Genomic DNA, 15,241 nt, shown 5'->3' on the forward strand with positions numbered 1-15,241 from the left:
GCGTCAGCCGGTTACCAATCCACTGCGTAACTCAGGCTGAAGGTACGGCCCTCGGCATTCGGGTACGGTGCGCGGGCATTGGCCTGGGCGAACATGTTCTGGTAGTTGCGGTTGGTAAGGTTGTACACCGCACCTTCGAGGCGACCTACCGGTAGCCTTACCGAGCCCAGCAGGTCAACCAAGGTATAGCCCTGGATATCGCGACCGTTGTTGTCCTTGGCCGCCGCGTCATAGTCGGCCAGGCGCATCCCCTGCAAGCGCAGGCTGTAGTCGTCACGCTGATAGCCGACAAAAGCGGTGGTCTTGGCGGGGGAAATACGCGTGGCGGGCAGGTCGATCCATTTGCCGTTCTGCTGGGTCTCGCCCTTGGCGTAAGCGTAAGTACCGCCGACGGACCACTGGTCGTTGACGTTATAAGTCAGGCTGGTTTCGGCACCGCGCACGCGTTCTTTCTGATTGATCAGGCGCAATACACGGTCGTTGGCATCGTAGAACTGCGTGACATCCGAGGTGTTTTCATACGCGGTGACACTGGCCTGCCACTTGTCCCAGTCGCCACGCCAGCCCAGCTCGTAACTGTCGACTTTCAGAGCCTGGGCATTGAGGTCCTGAATATCGTATTTGCTGTTCACGTCACGCAGGAAGCGCTGGATATCCGGCAGGGAAAAGCCCTGGCTGAAGTTGACGAACACGTCCTGGTTTTCGGTCAGGTGATACACCGCCCCGAGGTTATACAGCGTGTCATCGTATTTGAGCGTGCCGCCGGGCAGTGTGGCGCGGTTGCCGGTCTGGACGATTTCGCCGTAGGCGATGCTGTCGGAGACTTTGCTCTCAATCCACTCGCGACGTATTCCACCGCGTAAGGTCCAGTCATCGATGTCGTAGGACAGCTGACCAAAGATAGCTTTGGTGGTGGTCTCAATATCCGGGCCCAGTTCGAACGTGGTCCCGGTTTTGCTGTAGCTCAGGCCATTGACCCGGTATTGGTCGCCACGCTGGCGTGAGGTTTCATGATCATAGTCAGCCCCCCACACCAGGTTGCCGGTTGCCGGGCCGATGTCCGGCATCTGCGTATCGATCGCCGCACGCAGGCCATAGACATCCTGCACGCTGTTGTTGTCGGACACGCCTGCCCGACCCCGGGACAGGTCCGGGAAGAACAGGGCGTCGGCCCGCCGCCAGTAACTTTCGACCTGCAGGCCCTGGCCGTAGAAATCCTTATCGGCGTAGTTAAGGTTGACCGCCTGGTTATGGGTGTAGGGCTGGTCGCCCAGGTCCAGGCCTTTTACCGCGACTGCGTTGCTGGTGATGCGCGGGTTCTTGGTGTAGCGGGTGTCTTGTTCGTCTTTATAGTCTTGCAGCGACAGGCTGATCTTCTTGTCGTCATCGAGCTCGTAGCCGAAGCGACCTTGCAGGTCGTAGGTGTCGGTGTCCATGTTGCTGCCCTGGGACGTATCCTGGGGAATGCGCTTGCCGTTACCGTCGAACTGGTCGTTGCGCTGCACGGTATTGCCCGACAGATACCAGTCCACTGGACCCTTGCGCCCGGTAGCGCTTTGGAACGCCTCGTAAGCGAACCCCTTGTGGCTGAAGTTATTGCCGGCGGTCATGCCGATCTTGCTGCTGAAGGCCAGGTCCTCACCCTTGTTGCGCTTGGTGATGATGTTGATGATGCCGCCCGATGCGCCTGCGCCGTAGACGCTGCTGGCGCCGGAGATCACTTCGATGCGCTCGATGCTTTCCGGTGCCACGCTGTTGAGCTGGCGGAAGTTATCGCGCGTGGCGTTTTGTGAAACCCCATCGATCAGGATCAGGGTATTACGCCCGCGAAGCGTTTGGCCGAAGTTGCTCATGCCGCCGCTGGAAGGCGCAATGCCAGGCACCAGTTGGCCGAGGATATCTGCGACCCGACGCCCCGCGCCCGTTTGCTGGCGGATCTGTTCTTCGTTGATGACCTGCACGGAGCCTGGAATCTGCGCGATGCTGGTTTCATTGCGCGTCGCCGACACCACGGTCGCTTGCAACTGCAGGCTGGTCGGCTCTGTCTGTTCGGCCCAGGCGGGGGCACTGATCGAGCCGAGAAGCGGCAGCAGAACGGCCAATTGCGATGTGTTCATGGATTTGTCTCAGAGTTATTAGAAGTATTGACAGAAAAATCGGATGTCTCAGGCGCTCGCGTACATGAACGGATGGCGCGGATACTCACGGCGGCCAATGCGTAGGTCAGTGCGACCAGCCAGAAGCTGTGCGCCAGGCCCACCCATCCCATGCCGATACCGCCTATCAATGCGCCGCACAGCGCACCTGCTTTGGCGGCGCTGTTGCCCATGCCCAGGGCGAAACCCTGCTGGCTGGACGCTACGGTATTGGCGATCAGCGTGTAGGCCACGGGCAATAAAGCACCCTGCCACACGCCCCATAGCAGCCGGCTGGCGATGAACCCCAACCACTCACTGGCCAGCGCCGTGCCGGCCAGTGTGAGCGCGCACGCCCAGGTGACCCACTCGATGATGCGCAGCGTATGCGCTGGTTGATGTCGATCGAACAGGCGGCCCCATAACGGCGCGGACAGTGCCAGGGTCAAGGCGCTGGCGCCATAGCTGGCGCCGATCAGCCACGCGGGTGCCTGCAAAACCTCGGCAACATATAAGGCGTAAAACGGTTGCGGCATCATCCTGGCCGCCTGGATCAATACGATGATTCCCAACATCGCGCCCAGCCAGCCTTTGGGCAGTGCGACAGGCTTCGACGGGCGGGCAGGTCTGGATCGTGGTGAATCGCTGGGCAAGAACGCGCTGATTATCGCGCACAACAGGCAGACGGCGGTGGCGCTGTAGCACAGCAATGCGAAACCGGATATGTCCATCAGCCAGCCGCCCAATACCGGCCCGGCCAGGGAGCCTACGGCGGTGGCTGATTGCAGCCGCGCAAGAATGTGCCCGCGTCCACTCTCACCGCAGCAGGCCAGCGCGTAGGCTTGGGCAGCTGCAATGAAACCGGCCAATGCACCTTGCACCACGCGGATGACCACCAGCCACCACGGATCGGGCGTCATCGCAGCCAGCGCCTGGCACACCGCCAATGCCAGCAACGCCCGGATGATCATCGGCTTATGGCCGGTACGGTCGCCCAGTTTCCCCCACATGGGTGTGAGGATCATCGCTGCCATCATCGGCCCGGCATATACCAGCGAAGACAGCAGGCCGGTGTACTGGGCATTGGCGACGCCCAGCAGCTTCTGGATTTGCAGCGGCCAAAACGGCCCGCTCATCTCCATCGCCCCCATCGACACCAACTGAATCACCACCAGCAGCCGCAGCGCTGTGTTGTTAGTCGGCATTGGCGGCCGCGCTCAACGGGTTGGGCAGGCGTCCGACGATATCGGCATGACTCTCCAGCAGGCGCATGCGCATGAACGACTTGGCCGGCCACGGTTGCTCCAGCAGTGCTTCGCGCTCGGCTGCCCAGCGTTGCGGTTCAACCTGTGAGCGCAGGTTGTCGAAACACTGGCTGACCTGTGCCGACAGTTCATTCCAGAGCAGCGCCTGGGGGATGTCGAAGTGGCGCGCAGCAAGCAGGATCAACTCACCCAGATGGCACATGAATACGGTGTGCAGCAGTTTGTCCCGTACGAAACCTGCGTCGTCGTACAGCGTCATCTTCGGGTCGTGTAGTTCGACGTCCAGGCCGTGGGCGTGCAAGGTCTTGCGGTCGATACGGATATCGCCGAAATCGCGCAACAGCAGGCGGCTCAATTGCCCATCTGCAGTCATGACCATGAAGGAGTTCTGCTGATGGGCCTCGAAAGCGACGCCGTAACGCAAATACATGCCCAGCAGCGCCGGCACACTGATCGCCGCGTACTCATGGAAGAACGCGAGCATGGCCGCCGCATCGTCTTTGCCTTGGCTCAGGCGCACCCATTGGCGCAGCAGCGGCTGGCCGTGTTGATCAATGGCAAACAGGCTGCCCACCGGTACGGCCATTTCCCCGGGCTTGAGCTGGCTCTGGGGATTGTCGCGATAGAGCACCGCCAGGTGGCGGGAGTGCTCGTCATTGGCCGGTTGTGGTTTGAAATGCACACCGATACGCTCGGGAACGATGCTGAGGATTTTCTGAATCGCAGGCTCGCGCTCCAGGATGGTCAGCAGCAGGTGGCTGATCCGTGGGCCCATGCGCGCCGAGCGCGGTGAGACGGTGCGCTGCACGCTGGTCAGGCGCAGCGACACCGGCAGTTTGACCATGGGCGCATCGCAACGTCCGTCAGGCAATACGGTCCTGAATGACATGGTGGGGTGGGCGGTAAACGCGACGATATCGGTCAGCACCAGCAGCTTGTCGCCGATTGCATCGGCGAACAGCTGGGGCAGCTCCTGACGTGCCTGCCAAGGATGGGCAGGCACCGGCAGATAATCGCCTGCTTCAAGGCCTTGTGCTTGAAGTGTCGCGGTTAATTGCTGCGCCGCGTGTGGAAAGTGACTGCTCCACCACTGCCAGTAATCTGCCGTCCCGGCCAACGTTTCGACATGGGCAAACTGGCGATGCAGCGCGCACAGCAGCACGGGGAAGCGTGCTTCGAACTCCGGCGAATAGTCGATGACTTGGCTGGTATCCAGGCCCAGCTTGGTCTTGTAGTTGGGGTGCCACGGGTGCCCCAATGTTCCCCACTGCTCAAGTACGGATGTCGGATTGATCGTGCCTGCACCGTGCTTGAGATGACTCAGCAGGTTGCCTTGATGTACTGGGTCCATGGACGCATGCAGCTTGAGCGTCCATTGCTCATGGAAAGCGAGGCACAAGGTGTCGTTGATGAAGCTGTCGTCGATCTCGGCATTGAGGCGGTTGAGCACTTCCAGGTCGGCAGGTGACGTGAGGCTGGCGTTAAGCAACGTCAACAACTGTGATGGGAACTGGATCTTCTGGTCGGGCTGACCTTCGCGCAACAGGATGACTTTGCCACGCAGGTCCCAGCTGGCCATGCGGCCAGGACGCAAATGATCAAAGCGCAGGCGAGCCTGACAAGGCAGTGTCAGCGAGCATTGCCCATGTTCGTCGTAAATGAGGGTGCTGGGGTCCAGCAGGCTTTCACGAAACAATGCTTGGATCAGGCGTTGGAAGCTACGTTCAGCGGCAGGTGCCAGCGTATTGACCAAGTCGTCGAGGCTGATGTGGCTGGCCTGGAATTGCGCAGTGGCAAGCGCTTCGCTCCAGCGTTCCAGTAACGCGTTTTCCGGCTTCCTGCTATTTCCGTGCATCTAATTGATTCCCTAATCGTGAGCCTGAATGAAAGGCGCATGAATGATATCGAGAATCATTATTTGTGTGTGCTTTTGTTACATTAATTCATATCGAATTTTTGACAAAAAAACCGCGCTCGAAAAGCGCGGTTTTTGATGTAGACGGCCCGGCTGCGTGGGCCGGGCGTCGACTTGATTTCAGAGTTTCAGGAGCTTTTCGCCTGGCGTTGCAATTCGAGAGTTTCAAGCTCGTTTTTATAATTGTGGGCATCGCTCTCGTTGTGAAACATGCCGACCAATACGTCTTGCTGATGGACATCCCAGATGTGAATCCCGTGGCCTACCGCCTCGTGGGACATATGCTCATCGTCGCGTTCAGTTACTTTTACAGTCATCTGCTTGCTCCAATCTCTGGTTGATCTGCGGCAAGTCGTCGCAGGCCTCTGTTATATTATTTGTTAGCTTGCTAAGTAAACTGATTTTGCGCGCAATAATTCATTGCAGAAAACGCAACAATCGCGCAGGCCGCTAAACCCGTGGCATTCGGTCGCAGGGGCATGAGTTTTATGACAAAAGTTTCATGTTTGCTTCTAGCAATAAGACCTTTGTCGGCCCTACCACCGCTATCGGGAGCAAGCCCCCTCCCACATTTGAAATGCATTCCACTGTGGGAGGGGGCGTGCTCCCGATAGCGTCATAAGCTTCACAGTAAAATTTCCAGGCAAAAAAAAGCCCCGCATTCAGCGAGGCTTTCTTCCAGCTCATCAGCGCAATCAGCTGCCTTTGACGGCCTTACCGTCAACGGTGCCATCCTGCAGCATGATGTTGTATTCCTTGCCGTCGGTCTCAACCTGGCGCAGGGCAACCAGAATGCCGCCCTGGTCCTTGGCAAACCACATCTGCGTGATGCGCTTGCTCTGGGAGGGATCACGTACGCGTTCAACCTTGATCGCGTCAATGGAGCCTACCTTGGTCTGAACCTTTTCCGGGCCAATCACACGGAAGTCATAGGTATCGACATCAGTACCTTCGGCCACTCGGTAGCTCATGCTCTTCTTGCCGGCAGCCACGTCGCGCTGAAGGGCGAGCTGATACGTGGACTTGTCGAGCATGCCGCTTTCGAGGGTGACGTTGACCGGATCCTTGTTTTCGAAGCCGGTGATTTTCTTGTTCGCCTGGTCGAAATCCAGGTTGATCTTCTTAGCCTTGCCCAAACCGCCGCGCTCGAAGCTGTAGCTCTTGGGTTGCAGGGTGTCCTTGTCGAACAGGATCACGCTGGTTTCGGTCAGGCTGGCAATCATCATCGAGGCCTTGAAGTTCAAGGTCCAGGTGCCGTCGCCGTTTTTGGTCAGGCTGCGTTCAGCCGAACCACTCATGGGCAGTTGCTTCCAGTCGGCGGTGTAGCTGACGGAGAAAGGGTGAAGGTCTGCCGCTTGTACGGCAGGCAAAGCGAACAGCGCAAAAGCGAAGAGCAGGGCGCGACGCATAAAATCTCCTAGGTTCGAATCAAGTGGCCGCTGGCCGCGAGTAACTGACCGTCCAATAATGCACCCTGGTCACCAAGAATCAACCGTCCCTCGGCAAACCAGCGAACAGCCAGCGGGTAAATCCTGTGTTCCTGGGTATGAACCCGTTGCGCAAGCGTCTGCGCCGAGTCGCCTGACTCTACCGGAACCACTGCCTGTACGACCAGAGGCCCGCCATCGAGTTCCTCGGTGACAAAGTGCACGCTGCAGCCATGCTCGCTGTCGCCGGCGTCGAGGGCGCGCTGATGGGTGTGCATGCCTTTGTACTTGGGCAGCAGGGAAGGGTGGATATTGAGCAGGCGCCCTTCGTAGTGCCGCACGAAATCAGCACTGAGGATGCGCATGAAGCCGGCAAGCACGACGAGCTTGGGTTTGAAGGCGTCGATCAGTTCGACCAGGGCGCGGTCGAAGGCCTCGCGGCCGTCGAACGCCTTGTGATCCAGCGAGCGGGTGTCGATACCCGCGTCCCTGGCGCGTTGCAGGCCGTAGGCGTCGCTGCGGTTGGAAATCACCGCAGCGATGCGCACCGGGCTGTCGCCGCTGCGCGTGCTATCGATCAGGGCCTGCAAGTTACTGCCGGTGCCGGAGAGCAGCACCACGACATCACAGGTTGCAGGCATCAGTGCGCCTTAAGGTTCTTCAGTTCAACCTGGGCTGCGCCTTCTGGAGCAGTGGCGATCTGGCCGATGACCCAAGGTTGCTCGCCGGCTTCACGCAATACGTTCAGCGCGGTTTCAACGTGCTCTTGCGCCACGCAGATGACCATGCCCACGCCGCAGTTAAGCACGCGGTGCATCTCGGTTTCGTTGACGTTACCTTTCTCTTGCAGCCAATCGAAGACTGCCGGGCGCTGCCAACTGGCCACGTCGACAATCGCCTGGGCGCCTTTTGGCAGGACGCGCGGGATGTTGTCCAGCAGACCGCCGCCGGTGATGTGGGCCATGGCCTTGACGGCGCCGGTGTCCTTGATCAGCTTGAGCAGTGGCTTGACGTAAATGCGGGTCGGGGCCATCAGCAGGTCGGTCAGAGGCTTGCCGTCGAGCTGGATGTTCTCGATGTCGGCGCCGGACACTTCGATGATCTTGCGGATCAGCGAGTAACCGTTGGAGTGCGGGCCGGACGATGGCAGGGCGAGCAGGGCGTCGCCAGCAGCCACTTTGGAGCCGTCGATGATCTCGGCTTTTTCCACGACGCCGACGCAGAAACCGGCCAGGTCGTAATCTTCGCCTTCGTACATGCCTGGCATTTCAGCGGTTTCGCCGCCGACCAGCGAGCACCCCGACAGTTCGCAGCCGGCGCCGATGCCGGTGACCACCTGGGTTGCGGTTTCGACATTGAGCTTGCCGGTGGCGTAGTAGTCGAGGAAGAACAACGGCTCGGCGCCGCACACCACCAGGTCGTTGACGCACATGGCAACCAGGTCGATGCCGATGCTGTCGTGCTTGTTCAGGTTCAGGGCCAGGCGCAGCTTGGTGCCTACGCCGTCGGTGCCGGACACCAGTACAGGCTGCTTGTAGCCGGCCGGGATTTCGCAGAGGGCGCCAAAACCGCCCAGGCCGCCCATGACTTCAGGGCGCGCAGTGCGCTTGGCGACGCTCTTGATGCGTTCGACCAATGCTTCACCGGCGTCGATGTCTACACCGGCGTCCTTGTAGCTCAGGGAGGGTTGCTTGCTCATGATCCAGGCCTTTAGGGGGGGATTCAGGGGTAACGACCGAGCGGGCGGGCGCTTTTTAAAAAGGCCGCTGCCGTTGACGGTCTGCGAAGGCGCGCGATTTTATCAGGCTTGAAGGGCAGCGGCCATCCTCGGGCCGACGGGCAGGGCCATATAGATTAAAAAAGCCGGTTAAAAAATGCTGATCGGCTCTGCCAAGCGGCGTATTAAGGTATAGCCTTGAACCCGCTATCGTTATGACAGTACAAAAACTTACCGAGGCCCTGTGAATGTTTTGCCGGGTGCTGTGGTCACAGCCTGGCTAAACCGATTCACGCGGTCTGTTCCAGCCGCTAAATTTGTCGTTCGGGAATCTTCCATGCGTCTGTGTAAATTCTTCTTTGTGGGCTGTTTGTCGTTGGTCAGCCTGGCGAGTCATGCCGAAACCCTCAATGGCCTCTATCAAGTACTCGAACCGGTCAGCAGCCAGTCGCCCCAGGAGCGTGACCAGGCCACCCAGCGCGCCGTGCAGACTCTGGTGATTCGCCTCACCGGCGACGCCAAGGCCGCCGATGGCCCGGGCCTGGCGGCAATCCGCAAGGACCCGCAACAAATCATCACCCAATATGGCTACGACGCGGGCCCGCCCGAGAGCCTGCAAGTGGACTTCGACCCGGTCAGCACCGATCGCGCCTTGCGTGATGCCGGCCTGTCGATCTGGGGCAGTAATCGGCCGTCGATTCTCGGTTGGTGGCTGAACGATTCCACCGAAGGCAGCAGCCTGGTCGGCGATGGCCAGGCGGTTGCCCAGACACTGCGCCGGGCCGCGCAACACCGTGGCTTGCCGTTGCGCCTGCCGCTGGGCGACCTGGATGAGCAAGTGGTTGCCACTGCGCCGAATCTGGAAAGCGCGGACGCTGCGCCCTTGCGTGCAGCCTCCGAGCGCTACGGAGCCGATGCGTTGCTGGCTGTGCATGCGCGTCAGGAAGGTAATCAGTGGCAGGCCAAATGGCGTCTGTGGCTGGGCGATAAGTCTGAGCAAGGCACCGTCCAAGGCGCTGATACTGCCGCACTGGCAGATGCTGTATTGCTGGAGGTCAGCCAAAAGCTGGCGCCGCGCTTTGCGGTCAAGCCTGGTGTGAGCAGCGAGCAGCTGCTGGAAGTGCAAGGCATGAACCTGGAGCGCTACGCCGCCCTGGGCCGGTTGCTGGAGCCCTTTGGCGGTCAGCCGCAGTTAGTGGATGGCAATCGCATTGTGTATCGCGTCAACGGCAGTGCCGAGCAGCTGCGTACCCAATTGAGCCTGGCCAAGTTGCAGGAAATTCCCGCAGGTGAAACCCCGGCCCAGCAACCTGTGGTCGATGGCACGCAACCGGCTGCTGTACCTGAGCCTCAGGCGCAACTGCGGTTTCGTTGGTAAATAGTGCTCCTTCTTCTATATAGAAGAAGGGCGTCGATAATAGATGGAGTGGTTTATGGCGGATACGCGTCGTTGGGTGTGGCTTGGCGGGATAGTCCTGCTGTGCGGTTTTGTGTTCTTGCTGCATTCGATCCTGACGCCGTTTCTGGTGGCGCTGTTGCTCGCCTATCTGTTCGATCCCGTGGTGGATCGCCTGGAAAAAGCCGGTATGTCGCGTACTTTTGGCGTGGTCACGGTGTTCGCACTGTTCACGCTGATTATCACGGCGCTGGTGTTGATACTGGTGCCGATGCTGGCCAAGCAGCTGTTTCGCCTCTACGAGCTGGCGCCGCAGATGCTCGACTGGTTGCAGCACACGGCAATGCCGTGGGCCCAGTCCAAGTTCGGGTTGGCGGATGGGTTCTGGAAGTTCGACAAGGTCAAGGCGGCCATCAGCGAGCATATGGACAAGACCACCGATATCGTCACGGTGGTGCTCAGCCAGGCAACCGCTTCGAGCCTGGCGCTGATCGGCTGGTTGACCAACCTGGTGCTGATCCCGGTGGTGGCGTTTTACCTGCTGCGTGATTGGGACATCATGATGGCCAAGATCCGCAGCCTGCTGCCCCGTGACCGTGAAGAACGCATCGTCTCCCTTGCTGCAGAATGCCATGAAGTACTGGGGGCATTCGTTCGCGGTCAGTTGCTGGTGATGCTGGCGCTGGGGGTGATCTACGCAGCTGGCTTGATGGCCATCGGCCTGGAGCTGGGGCTGTTGATCGGCTTGATCGCAGGCCTGGCAGCCATCGTGCCTTATATGGGCTTTGTGATTGGTATCGGTGCGGCGCTGGTGGCCGGTCTGTTCCAGTTTGGCGGCGACCTCTACCCAATGCTGGGGATTGTCGCGGTGTTCATGGTCGGCCAGGCATTGGAAGGCATGGTACTTACGCCGTTGCTGGTAGGCGATCGGATTGGCCTGCACCCGGTGGCGGTGATCTTTGCGATCCTGGCGGGTGGCGAGTTGTTCGGGTTTACCGGCATTCTGCTGGCGCTGCCGGTGGCGGCGGTGATCATGGTGCTGGTGCGTCATGTTCACGACTTGTACAAGGATTCGGACGTGTATACGGGCGTTGATGAGCCCGAGTTGTAATCGCAATGTCACAAACCCGGCCAAGGCCGGGTTTGTTGTTTCTGGCGGTGGTGCGTCAAACAATCCGCGTGAAACCGCCAAGTTAACGCAAACCTTTGATTTTGCTTGTGGTCTGCTGCATTGTGCACCCGGCGTCACGGGTATAAACTTTGCAAACTTTACACAGAGGCCACTAACGGTTCGATGGGAGCCGTTCAGTCAGCATGAAACCGATTCAGCTGCCCCTAGGTGTGCGTCTGCGTGATGACGCTACCTTTATCAATTACTACCCAGGCGCCAATGCCGCTGCACTCGGCTATGTGGAGCGGCTTTGCGAAGCCGACGCCGGGTGGACTGAAAGCCTGATCTATCTGTGGGGCAAGCATGGCGTGGGGCGTACCCACCTGTTGCAGGCCGCGTGCCTGCGTTTCGAACAGATGGGCGAGCCGGCAGTGTATTTGCCCCTGGCCGAGTTGATGGACCGCGGCATCGGCATCTTCGACAACCTTGAGCAATACGAACTGGTGTGCCTGGACGACTTGCAGGCGGTGGCCGGCAAGGCGGATTGGGAAGAAGCGCTGTTTCACCTGTTCAACCGCCTGCGCGACAGCGGTCGTCGTTTGCTGATCGCCGCTTCCACATCGCCTCGTGAGCTGCCGGTGAAGCTGGCCGACCTCAAGTCGCGCCTGACCCTGGCGCTGATCTTCCAGATGCGCCCGTTGTCCGATGAGGACAAGTTGCGTGCCCTGCAGCTGCGTGCTTCCCGACGTGGCCTGCACCTGACCGACGAAGTCGGGCACTTTATCCTGACTCGTGGCACCCGCAGCATGAGCGCGCTGTTCGATTTGCTTGAGCAGCTTGACCAGGCTTCGTTGCAGGCGCAAAGAAAATTGACGATTCCTTTTCTGAAAGAAACGCTGGGTTGGTAAGGCGTTGATTTGCCACTAATCGGCATTTTACGGGCGCCAGAAAACCTGCGTTTGAGCCCAGCGGGCCACGCAAGTGCAGTGATAAATGGAATTACGGCTTAGATGGCATAGTCCAAACAATAAGTCACATAGATCACGATTGAATTTGCAAATCGATGTGATAGAGGGCATAGTCTCGGCTTCTTTACACATCAGCCACGGTCGTGCCCATGCTAAATCGCTTCGCACCCCTCGTGCCTCTCGCACTCGTTACCCTATTGTTTGGTTGCGCCTCCCACCCTCAACAGGTGGCAGAACAGCCCAAACCACAGGTTCAAAATCAGGCCAAGTTCGTTGCTGCACAGTCTGCTTCTGTTTATGAAGAAGAGATGGCAACCGAAAAAGAACTCGCCGAGTTTTCAGACAGCAAGCCTTACCAGCTGCCCCTTCTGGCCGACAGCATTCTTGAACGCGGCAAGTCCCTGATCGGTACTCGTTACCGTTTTGGCGGCACCTCTGAAGCCGGTTTCGATTGCAGCGGTTTCATCGGTTATCTGTTTCGTGAAGAAGCTGGCATGAACCTGCCTCGCTCCACCCGCGAAATGATCAACGTGGATGCACCGTTGGTCGCACGCAACAACCTCAAGCCGGGCGATCTGCTTTTCTTTAGTACCAGTGGTCGTGGTCGTGTCAGCCACGCCGGTATCTACCTGGGCGATAACCAGTTTATCCACTCCAGCAGCCGCCGCAGCGGTGGTGTTCGGGTCGATAACCTGGGCGACAGCTACTGGAGCAAAACCTTCATCGAAGCCAAGCGCGCACTCGCCATGGCCCCGACTACGGTTACCGCTAGTAAGTAAAGTTAAAGTGATACTTGAAGTTTGACGTGTAAGCGCTAGAATCCCTGGACATTGTTGTTATCCGTTCGCGCGAGCTTTGCTTGCGCGTTCTGGTTTTCAACGTTCGGCAGCGAAAGCCGCATCCAGACCAGGATTGTTCTGCACATGTCGACCTCGGCCCGCCTGATGCTCATTGTTTGCGCCGCGCTGCTCAGCGCCTGCGCCAGCCGTCCACCGCCGCCCGCGCCTGTAGCGGTCAAGCCCAAGCCGGTATTCAACTACGCCACCCAGAATTTTTCGCCTGCTGCCGAAGACGTGCTCTTCCGTGCGCTGGGCCTGGTCGGCACGCCTTATCGCTGGGGCGGCAACACACCGGATTCGGGGTTTGATTGCAGTGGCCTGATCGGCTTTGTGTTCCGCGACGCCGCCGGCATTTCCCTGCCGCGCACCACCCGCGAACTGATCGTGATGCGTGGCCAGGACGTCAGCGAGCAGAACCTGCAAACCGGTGACTTGCTGTTCTTCGCCACAGGCGGTGGTTCACGGGTCAGCCATGCGGGAATCTATGTCGGGGAAGGGCGCTTTGTGCATGCGCCGCAAACCGGCGGTACGGTTAAGCTCGACACGCTATCCAAAGCGTATTGGCAGAATGCCTACCTGAGTGCCAAGCGGGTTTTACCGGGGAATCTGGCACGCAACCCTTGAGTCGTACATAGATCCAGTGTGGGAGGGGGCTTGCCCCCGATAGTGGTGTAACAGTCGGCACATACTCAGCTGACAGACCGCAATCGGGGGCAAGCCCCCTCCCACATTATTTGCAATGCTCTTGAGATGGGTTACTTGGCTGCAGAAACCCGCCACACCTTATTGCCCACATCATCAGCCACCAGCAAATCACCCTGCTGATCAATCACCACGCCCACCGGCCGGCCCATGGCTTTCTCGTCGCTGTTGAGAAACCCCGTCAGCACATCCACCGGCTGTCCTTTCGGCTGGCCCCCTTCAAACGGCACAAAAATCACCTTGTAACCACTGTGCGGCTTGCGATTCCACGAACCATGCTGGCCGATAAACGCGCCGTTGCTGAATTGCGCAGGCAACTTGCTGCCCTCGGCGAAGGTCAGCCCCAGTGAAGCGGTGTGCGGGCCTACCGCGTAGTCTGGCGCGATGGCTTTGGCAACCAAGTCCAGGTTTTGCGGCGTGACGCGAACATCCACATGCTGGCCGTAATAGCTGAAGGGCCAGCCATAGAAGCCGCCATCCTTGACCGAGGTGATGTAGTCCGGCACCAGGTCGCTGCCGATTTCATCGCGCTCATTGACCGCCGTCCACAGCTTGCCGCTCTGTGGTTCCCAGGCCATGCCATTGGGGTTACGCAGACCGGAGGCAAAAATGCGGTGTTGGCCGGTGGCGCGATCGACTTCCCAGATTGCAGCTCGGCCTTGCTCGACGTCCAGGCCGTTTTCGCCAACGTTGCTGTTGGAGCCGACGCTCACATACAACTTGCTGCCATCCTTGCTGGCCACCACGTTTTTCGTCCAGTGGTGGTTCAAGGGGCCACCTGGCAACTCCACGACTGTTGTGCCTGGGGATGTGATTGCGGTTTCACCTGGCTGATAAGGAAAACGCAGTAACTTGTCCGAGTCCGCCACGTACAGGTCGTTGCCCACCAGTGTCATGCCAAACGGCGAATTCAGATTTTGCAGAAATACCGTACGCGTTTCGGCCACGCCGTCATGATCGGCATCGCGCAACAACGTAATGCGGTTCGGGCTCGGCACACCGGCACCGGCGCGGCCCATGACTTTTTCCATCACCCAACCCCGCACGCCTTTGGTGTCGTCTGGCTTGGGTGGCGCATTGGTCTCGGCCACCAACACGTCGCCGTTGGGCAGTACGTAGAGCCAGCGTGGATGCTCCAGGCCCTCGGCGAATGCGGCCACTTGGGTGCCGGCGGCAGCCGTTGGCTTGGCGCCTTCAGGCCAACCGATCGCCGGGGCGATGTTGACGGTGGGAATCAGCGTCTTGTTCGGCTCCGGCAGTTTGGGCGAGGGCCCGGTGCCATCGGAGACTTGCAAGGTAGAGCTTTCGCCGCAGGCGGCGAGGCTGCCGGTGAGCATGATCAGTAAGGCCAGTCGGGTTTTAGGCATGGTTTTCTCCTTGATACCTGTAAGGGTAGAGAAGCACGCTGTACGGATGGTTCAAGTACAAGGCCAGCTTTAATTGACGCTCCACCCCCAACCCACTAACCTTCGCGGCTTGTTCCAGGTGCTCTGTGGCGTGCGCGTCGACAGGGTGAAACAGGGAAGCCGGTGAGCGAGCGCACTTGTACACAGTGCTGCCGCGATTCCGGCGCTGCCCCCGCAACGGTAAATGAGTCAAGACGGTGCTGTTTGCCACTGTATCGCCCGCGATATGGGAAGGCGCGCCCTCGGCTGCTTCGACAAGACGCGCCACTCATGAGTCCGGAGACCGGCCTTGAACATTCAACAGCATCACGGTGGGCGATGCTTGGCTGTCTGTTTTTTCTTTTTCCTGCCCGCCGTTTT

General features: G+C 59.3%; 13 protein-coding genes and 1 riboswitch. Of the genes, 5 read left to right on the forward strand and 8 right to left on the reverse strand.

The window, feature by feature from the left end:
* Window positions 1-11: 11 nt before the first annotated feature.
* The 7 genes from J1G33_RS11590 to purM all read right to left on the reverse strand — a co-directional run bounded on the left by J1G33_RS11590 (window position 12) and on the right by purM (window position 8,441).
* Complete coding sequence (locus J1G33_RS11590) at window positions 12-2,117, reverse strand: TonB-dependent receptor (protein WP_078821994.1); 2,106 nt, start codon at window positions 2,115-2,117, stop codon at window positions 12-14.
* On the reverse strand, window positions 2,114-3,340 hold the full coding sequence (locus J1G33_RS11595; RefSeq protein ID WP_078821993.1) for an MFS transporter: 1,227 nt from the start codon (window positions 3,338-3,340) through the stop codon (window positions 2,114-2,116). Before J1G33_RS11595 ends, J1G33_RS11590 begins: the two co-directional genes overlap by 4 nt.
* Window positions 3,330-5,255, reverse strand: a complete 1,926-nt coding sequence (locus J1G33_RS11600) for an IucA/IucC family protein (protein ID WP_223018125.1) — start codon at window positions 5,253-5,255, stop codon at window positions 3,330-3,332. The genes J1G33_RS11595 and J1G33_RS11600 overlap by 11 nt, the downstream gene beginning before the upstream one ends.
* Window positions 5,256-5,443: 188 nt before the next feature.
* Window positions 5,444-5,632, reverse strand: a complete 189-nt coding sequence (locus tag J1G33_RS11605; protein ID WP_003193064.1) for a hypothetical protein — start codon at window positions 5,630-5,632, stop codon at window positions 5,444-5,446.
* A 378-nt stretch (window positions 5,633-6,010) separates the two neighbouring features.
* Window positions 6,011-6,724 (reverse strand): DUF3108 domain-containing protein, encoded by a 714-nt coding sequence (locus J1G33_RS11610; protein ID WP_032880017.1) that lies wholly within the window; start codon window positions 6,722-6,724, stop codon window positions 6,011-6,013.
* Between the two features lie 8 nt (window positions 6,725-6,732).
* Window positions 6,733-7,383 (reverse strand): phosphoribosylglycinamide formyltransferase, encoded by a 651-nt coding sequence (purN, locus tag J1G33_RS11615; protein ID WP_032880020.1) that lies wholly within the window; start codon window positions 7,381-7,383, stop codon window positions 6,733-6,735.
* The gene (purM, locus tag J1G33_RS11620) at window positions 7,383-8,441 is read right to left on the reverse strand and encodes a phosphoribosylformylglycinamidine cyclo-ligase (RefSeq protein ID WP_005790182.1); all 1,059 of its coding nucleotides are present in this window, start codon (window positions 8,439-8,441) and stop codon (window positions 7,383-7,385) included. Before purM ends, purN begins: the two co-directional genes overlap by 1 nt.
* 355 nt (window positions 8,442-8,796) lie before the next feature.
* Between purM and J1G33_RS11625 the strand changes: the two genes are divergently transcribed.
* The 5 genes from J1G33_RS11625 (at window position 8,797) to J1G33_RS11645 (ending at window position 13,397) form a co-directional block, all read left to right on the forward strand.
* Complete coding sequence (locus J1G33_RS11625; protein ID WP_078821991.1) at window positions 8,797-9,837, forward strand: DUF2066 domain-containing protein; 1,041 nt, start codon at window positions 8,797-8,799, stop codon at window positions 9,835-9,837.
* Between the two features lie 55 nt (window positions 9,838-9,892).
* On the forward strand, window positions 9,893-10,966 hold the full coding sequence (locus J1G33_RS11630; protein WP_032880024.1) for an AI-2E family transporter: 1,074 nt from the start codon (window positions 9,893-9,895) through the stop codon (window positions 10,964-10,966).
* A 203-nt stretch (window positions 10,967-11,169) separates the two neighbouring features.
* Window positions 11,170-11,874: a DnaA regulatory inactivator Hda gene (hda, locus tag J1G33_RS11635; protein WP_027603798.1), complete on the forward strand. Its 705-nt coding sequence runs from the start codon at window positions 11,170-11,172 to the stop codon at window positions 11,872-11,874.
* Window positions 11,875-12,083: 209 nt separating this feature from the next.
* Window positions 12,084-12,713, forward strand: coding sequence for an NlpC/P60 family protein (locus J1G33_RS11640; RefSeq protein ID WP_005790175.1), 630 nt, complete (start codon window positions 12,084-12,086; stop codon window positions 12,711-12,713).
* Between the two features lie 144 nt (window positions 12,714-12,857).
* Window positions 12,858-13,397, forward strand: a complete 540-nt coding sequence (locus tag J1G33_RS11645; RefSeq protein WP_005790173.1) for a C40 family peptidase — start codon at window positions 12,858-12,860, stop codon at window positions 13,395-13,397.
* 131 nt (window positions 13,398-13,528) lie between these two features.
* On the opposite strand, the gene J1G33_RS11650 is transcribed toward J1G33_RS11645, so the two are convergent.
* On the reverse strand, window positions 13,529-14,842 hold the full coding sequence (locus J1G33_RS11650) for a sorbosone dehydrogenase family protein (protein WP_078821988.1): 1,314 nt from the start codon (window positions 14,840-14,842) through the stop codon (window positions 13,529-13,531).
* Between the two features lie 99 nt (window positions 14,843-14,941).
* A riboswitch (cobalamin riboswitch) is annotated at window positions 14,942-15,188 on the forward strand.
* Window positions 15,189-15,241 lie beyond the last annotated feature (53 nt).

Source organism: Pseudomonas sp. P867 (genome assembly GCF_019891455.1).
Lineage (GTDB): Bacteria > Pseudomonadota > Gammaproteobacteria > Pseudomonadales > Pseudomonadaceae > Aquipseudomonas > Aquipseudomonas synxantha_A.

Coding starts and splice junctions, on each gene's coding strand:
- J1G33_RS11590 (WP_078821994.1), bottom strand. CDS start 2,117: ATGAACACATCGCAATTGGCCGTTCTGCTGCCGCTTCTCGGCTCGATC.
- J1G33_RS11595 (WP_078821993.1), bottom strand. CDS start 3,340: ATGCCGACTAACAACACAGCGCTGCGGCTGCTGGTGGTGATTCAGTTG.
- J1G33_RS11600 (WP_223018125.1), bottom strand. CDS start 5,255: ATGCACGGAAATAGCAGGAAGCCGGAAAACGCGTTACTGGAACGCTGG.
- J1G33_RS11605 (WP_003193064.1), bottom strand. CDS start 5,632: ATGACTGTAAAAGTAACTGAACGCGACGATGAGCATATGTCCCACGAG.
- J1G33_RS11610 (WP_032880017.1), bottom strand. CDS start 6,724: ATGCGTCGCGCCCTGCTCTTCGCTTTTGCGCTGTTCGCTTTGCCTGCC.
- purN (WP_032880020.1), bottom strand. CDS start 7,383: ATGCCTGCAACCTGTGATGTCGTGGTGCTGCTCTCCGGCACCGGCAGT.
- purM (WP_005790182.1), bottom strand. CDS start 8,441: ATGAGCAAGCAACCCTCCCTGAGCTACAAGGACGCCGGTGTAGACATC.
- J1G33_RS11625 (WP_078821991.1), top strand. CDS start 8,797: ATGCGTCTGTGTAAATTCTTCTTTGTGGGCTGTTTGTCGTTGGTCAGC.
- J1G33_RS11630 (WP_032880024.1), top strand. CDS start 9,893: ATGGCGGATACGCGTCGTTGGGTGTGGCTTGGCGGGATAGTCCTGCTG.
- hda (WP_027603798.1), top strand. CDS start 11,170: ATGAAACCGATTCAGCTGCCCCTAGGTGTGCGTCTGCGTGATGACGCT.
- J1G33_RS11640 (WP_005790175.1), top strand. CDS start 12,084: ATGCTAAATCGCTTCGCACCCCTCGTGCCTCTCGCACTCGTTACCCTA.
- J1G33_RS11645 (WP_005790173.1), top strand. CDS start 12,858: ATGTCGACCTCGGCCCGCCTGATGCTCATTGTTTGCGCCGCGCTGCTC.
- J1G33_RS11650 (WP_078821988.1), bottom strand. CDS start 14,842: ATGCCTAAAACCCGACTGGCCTTACTGATCATGCTCACCGGCAGCCTC.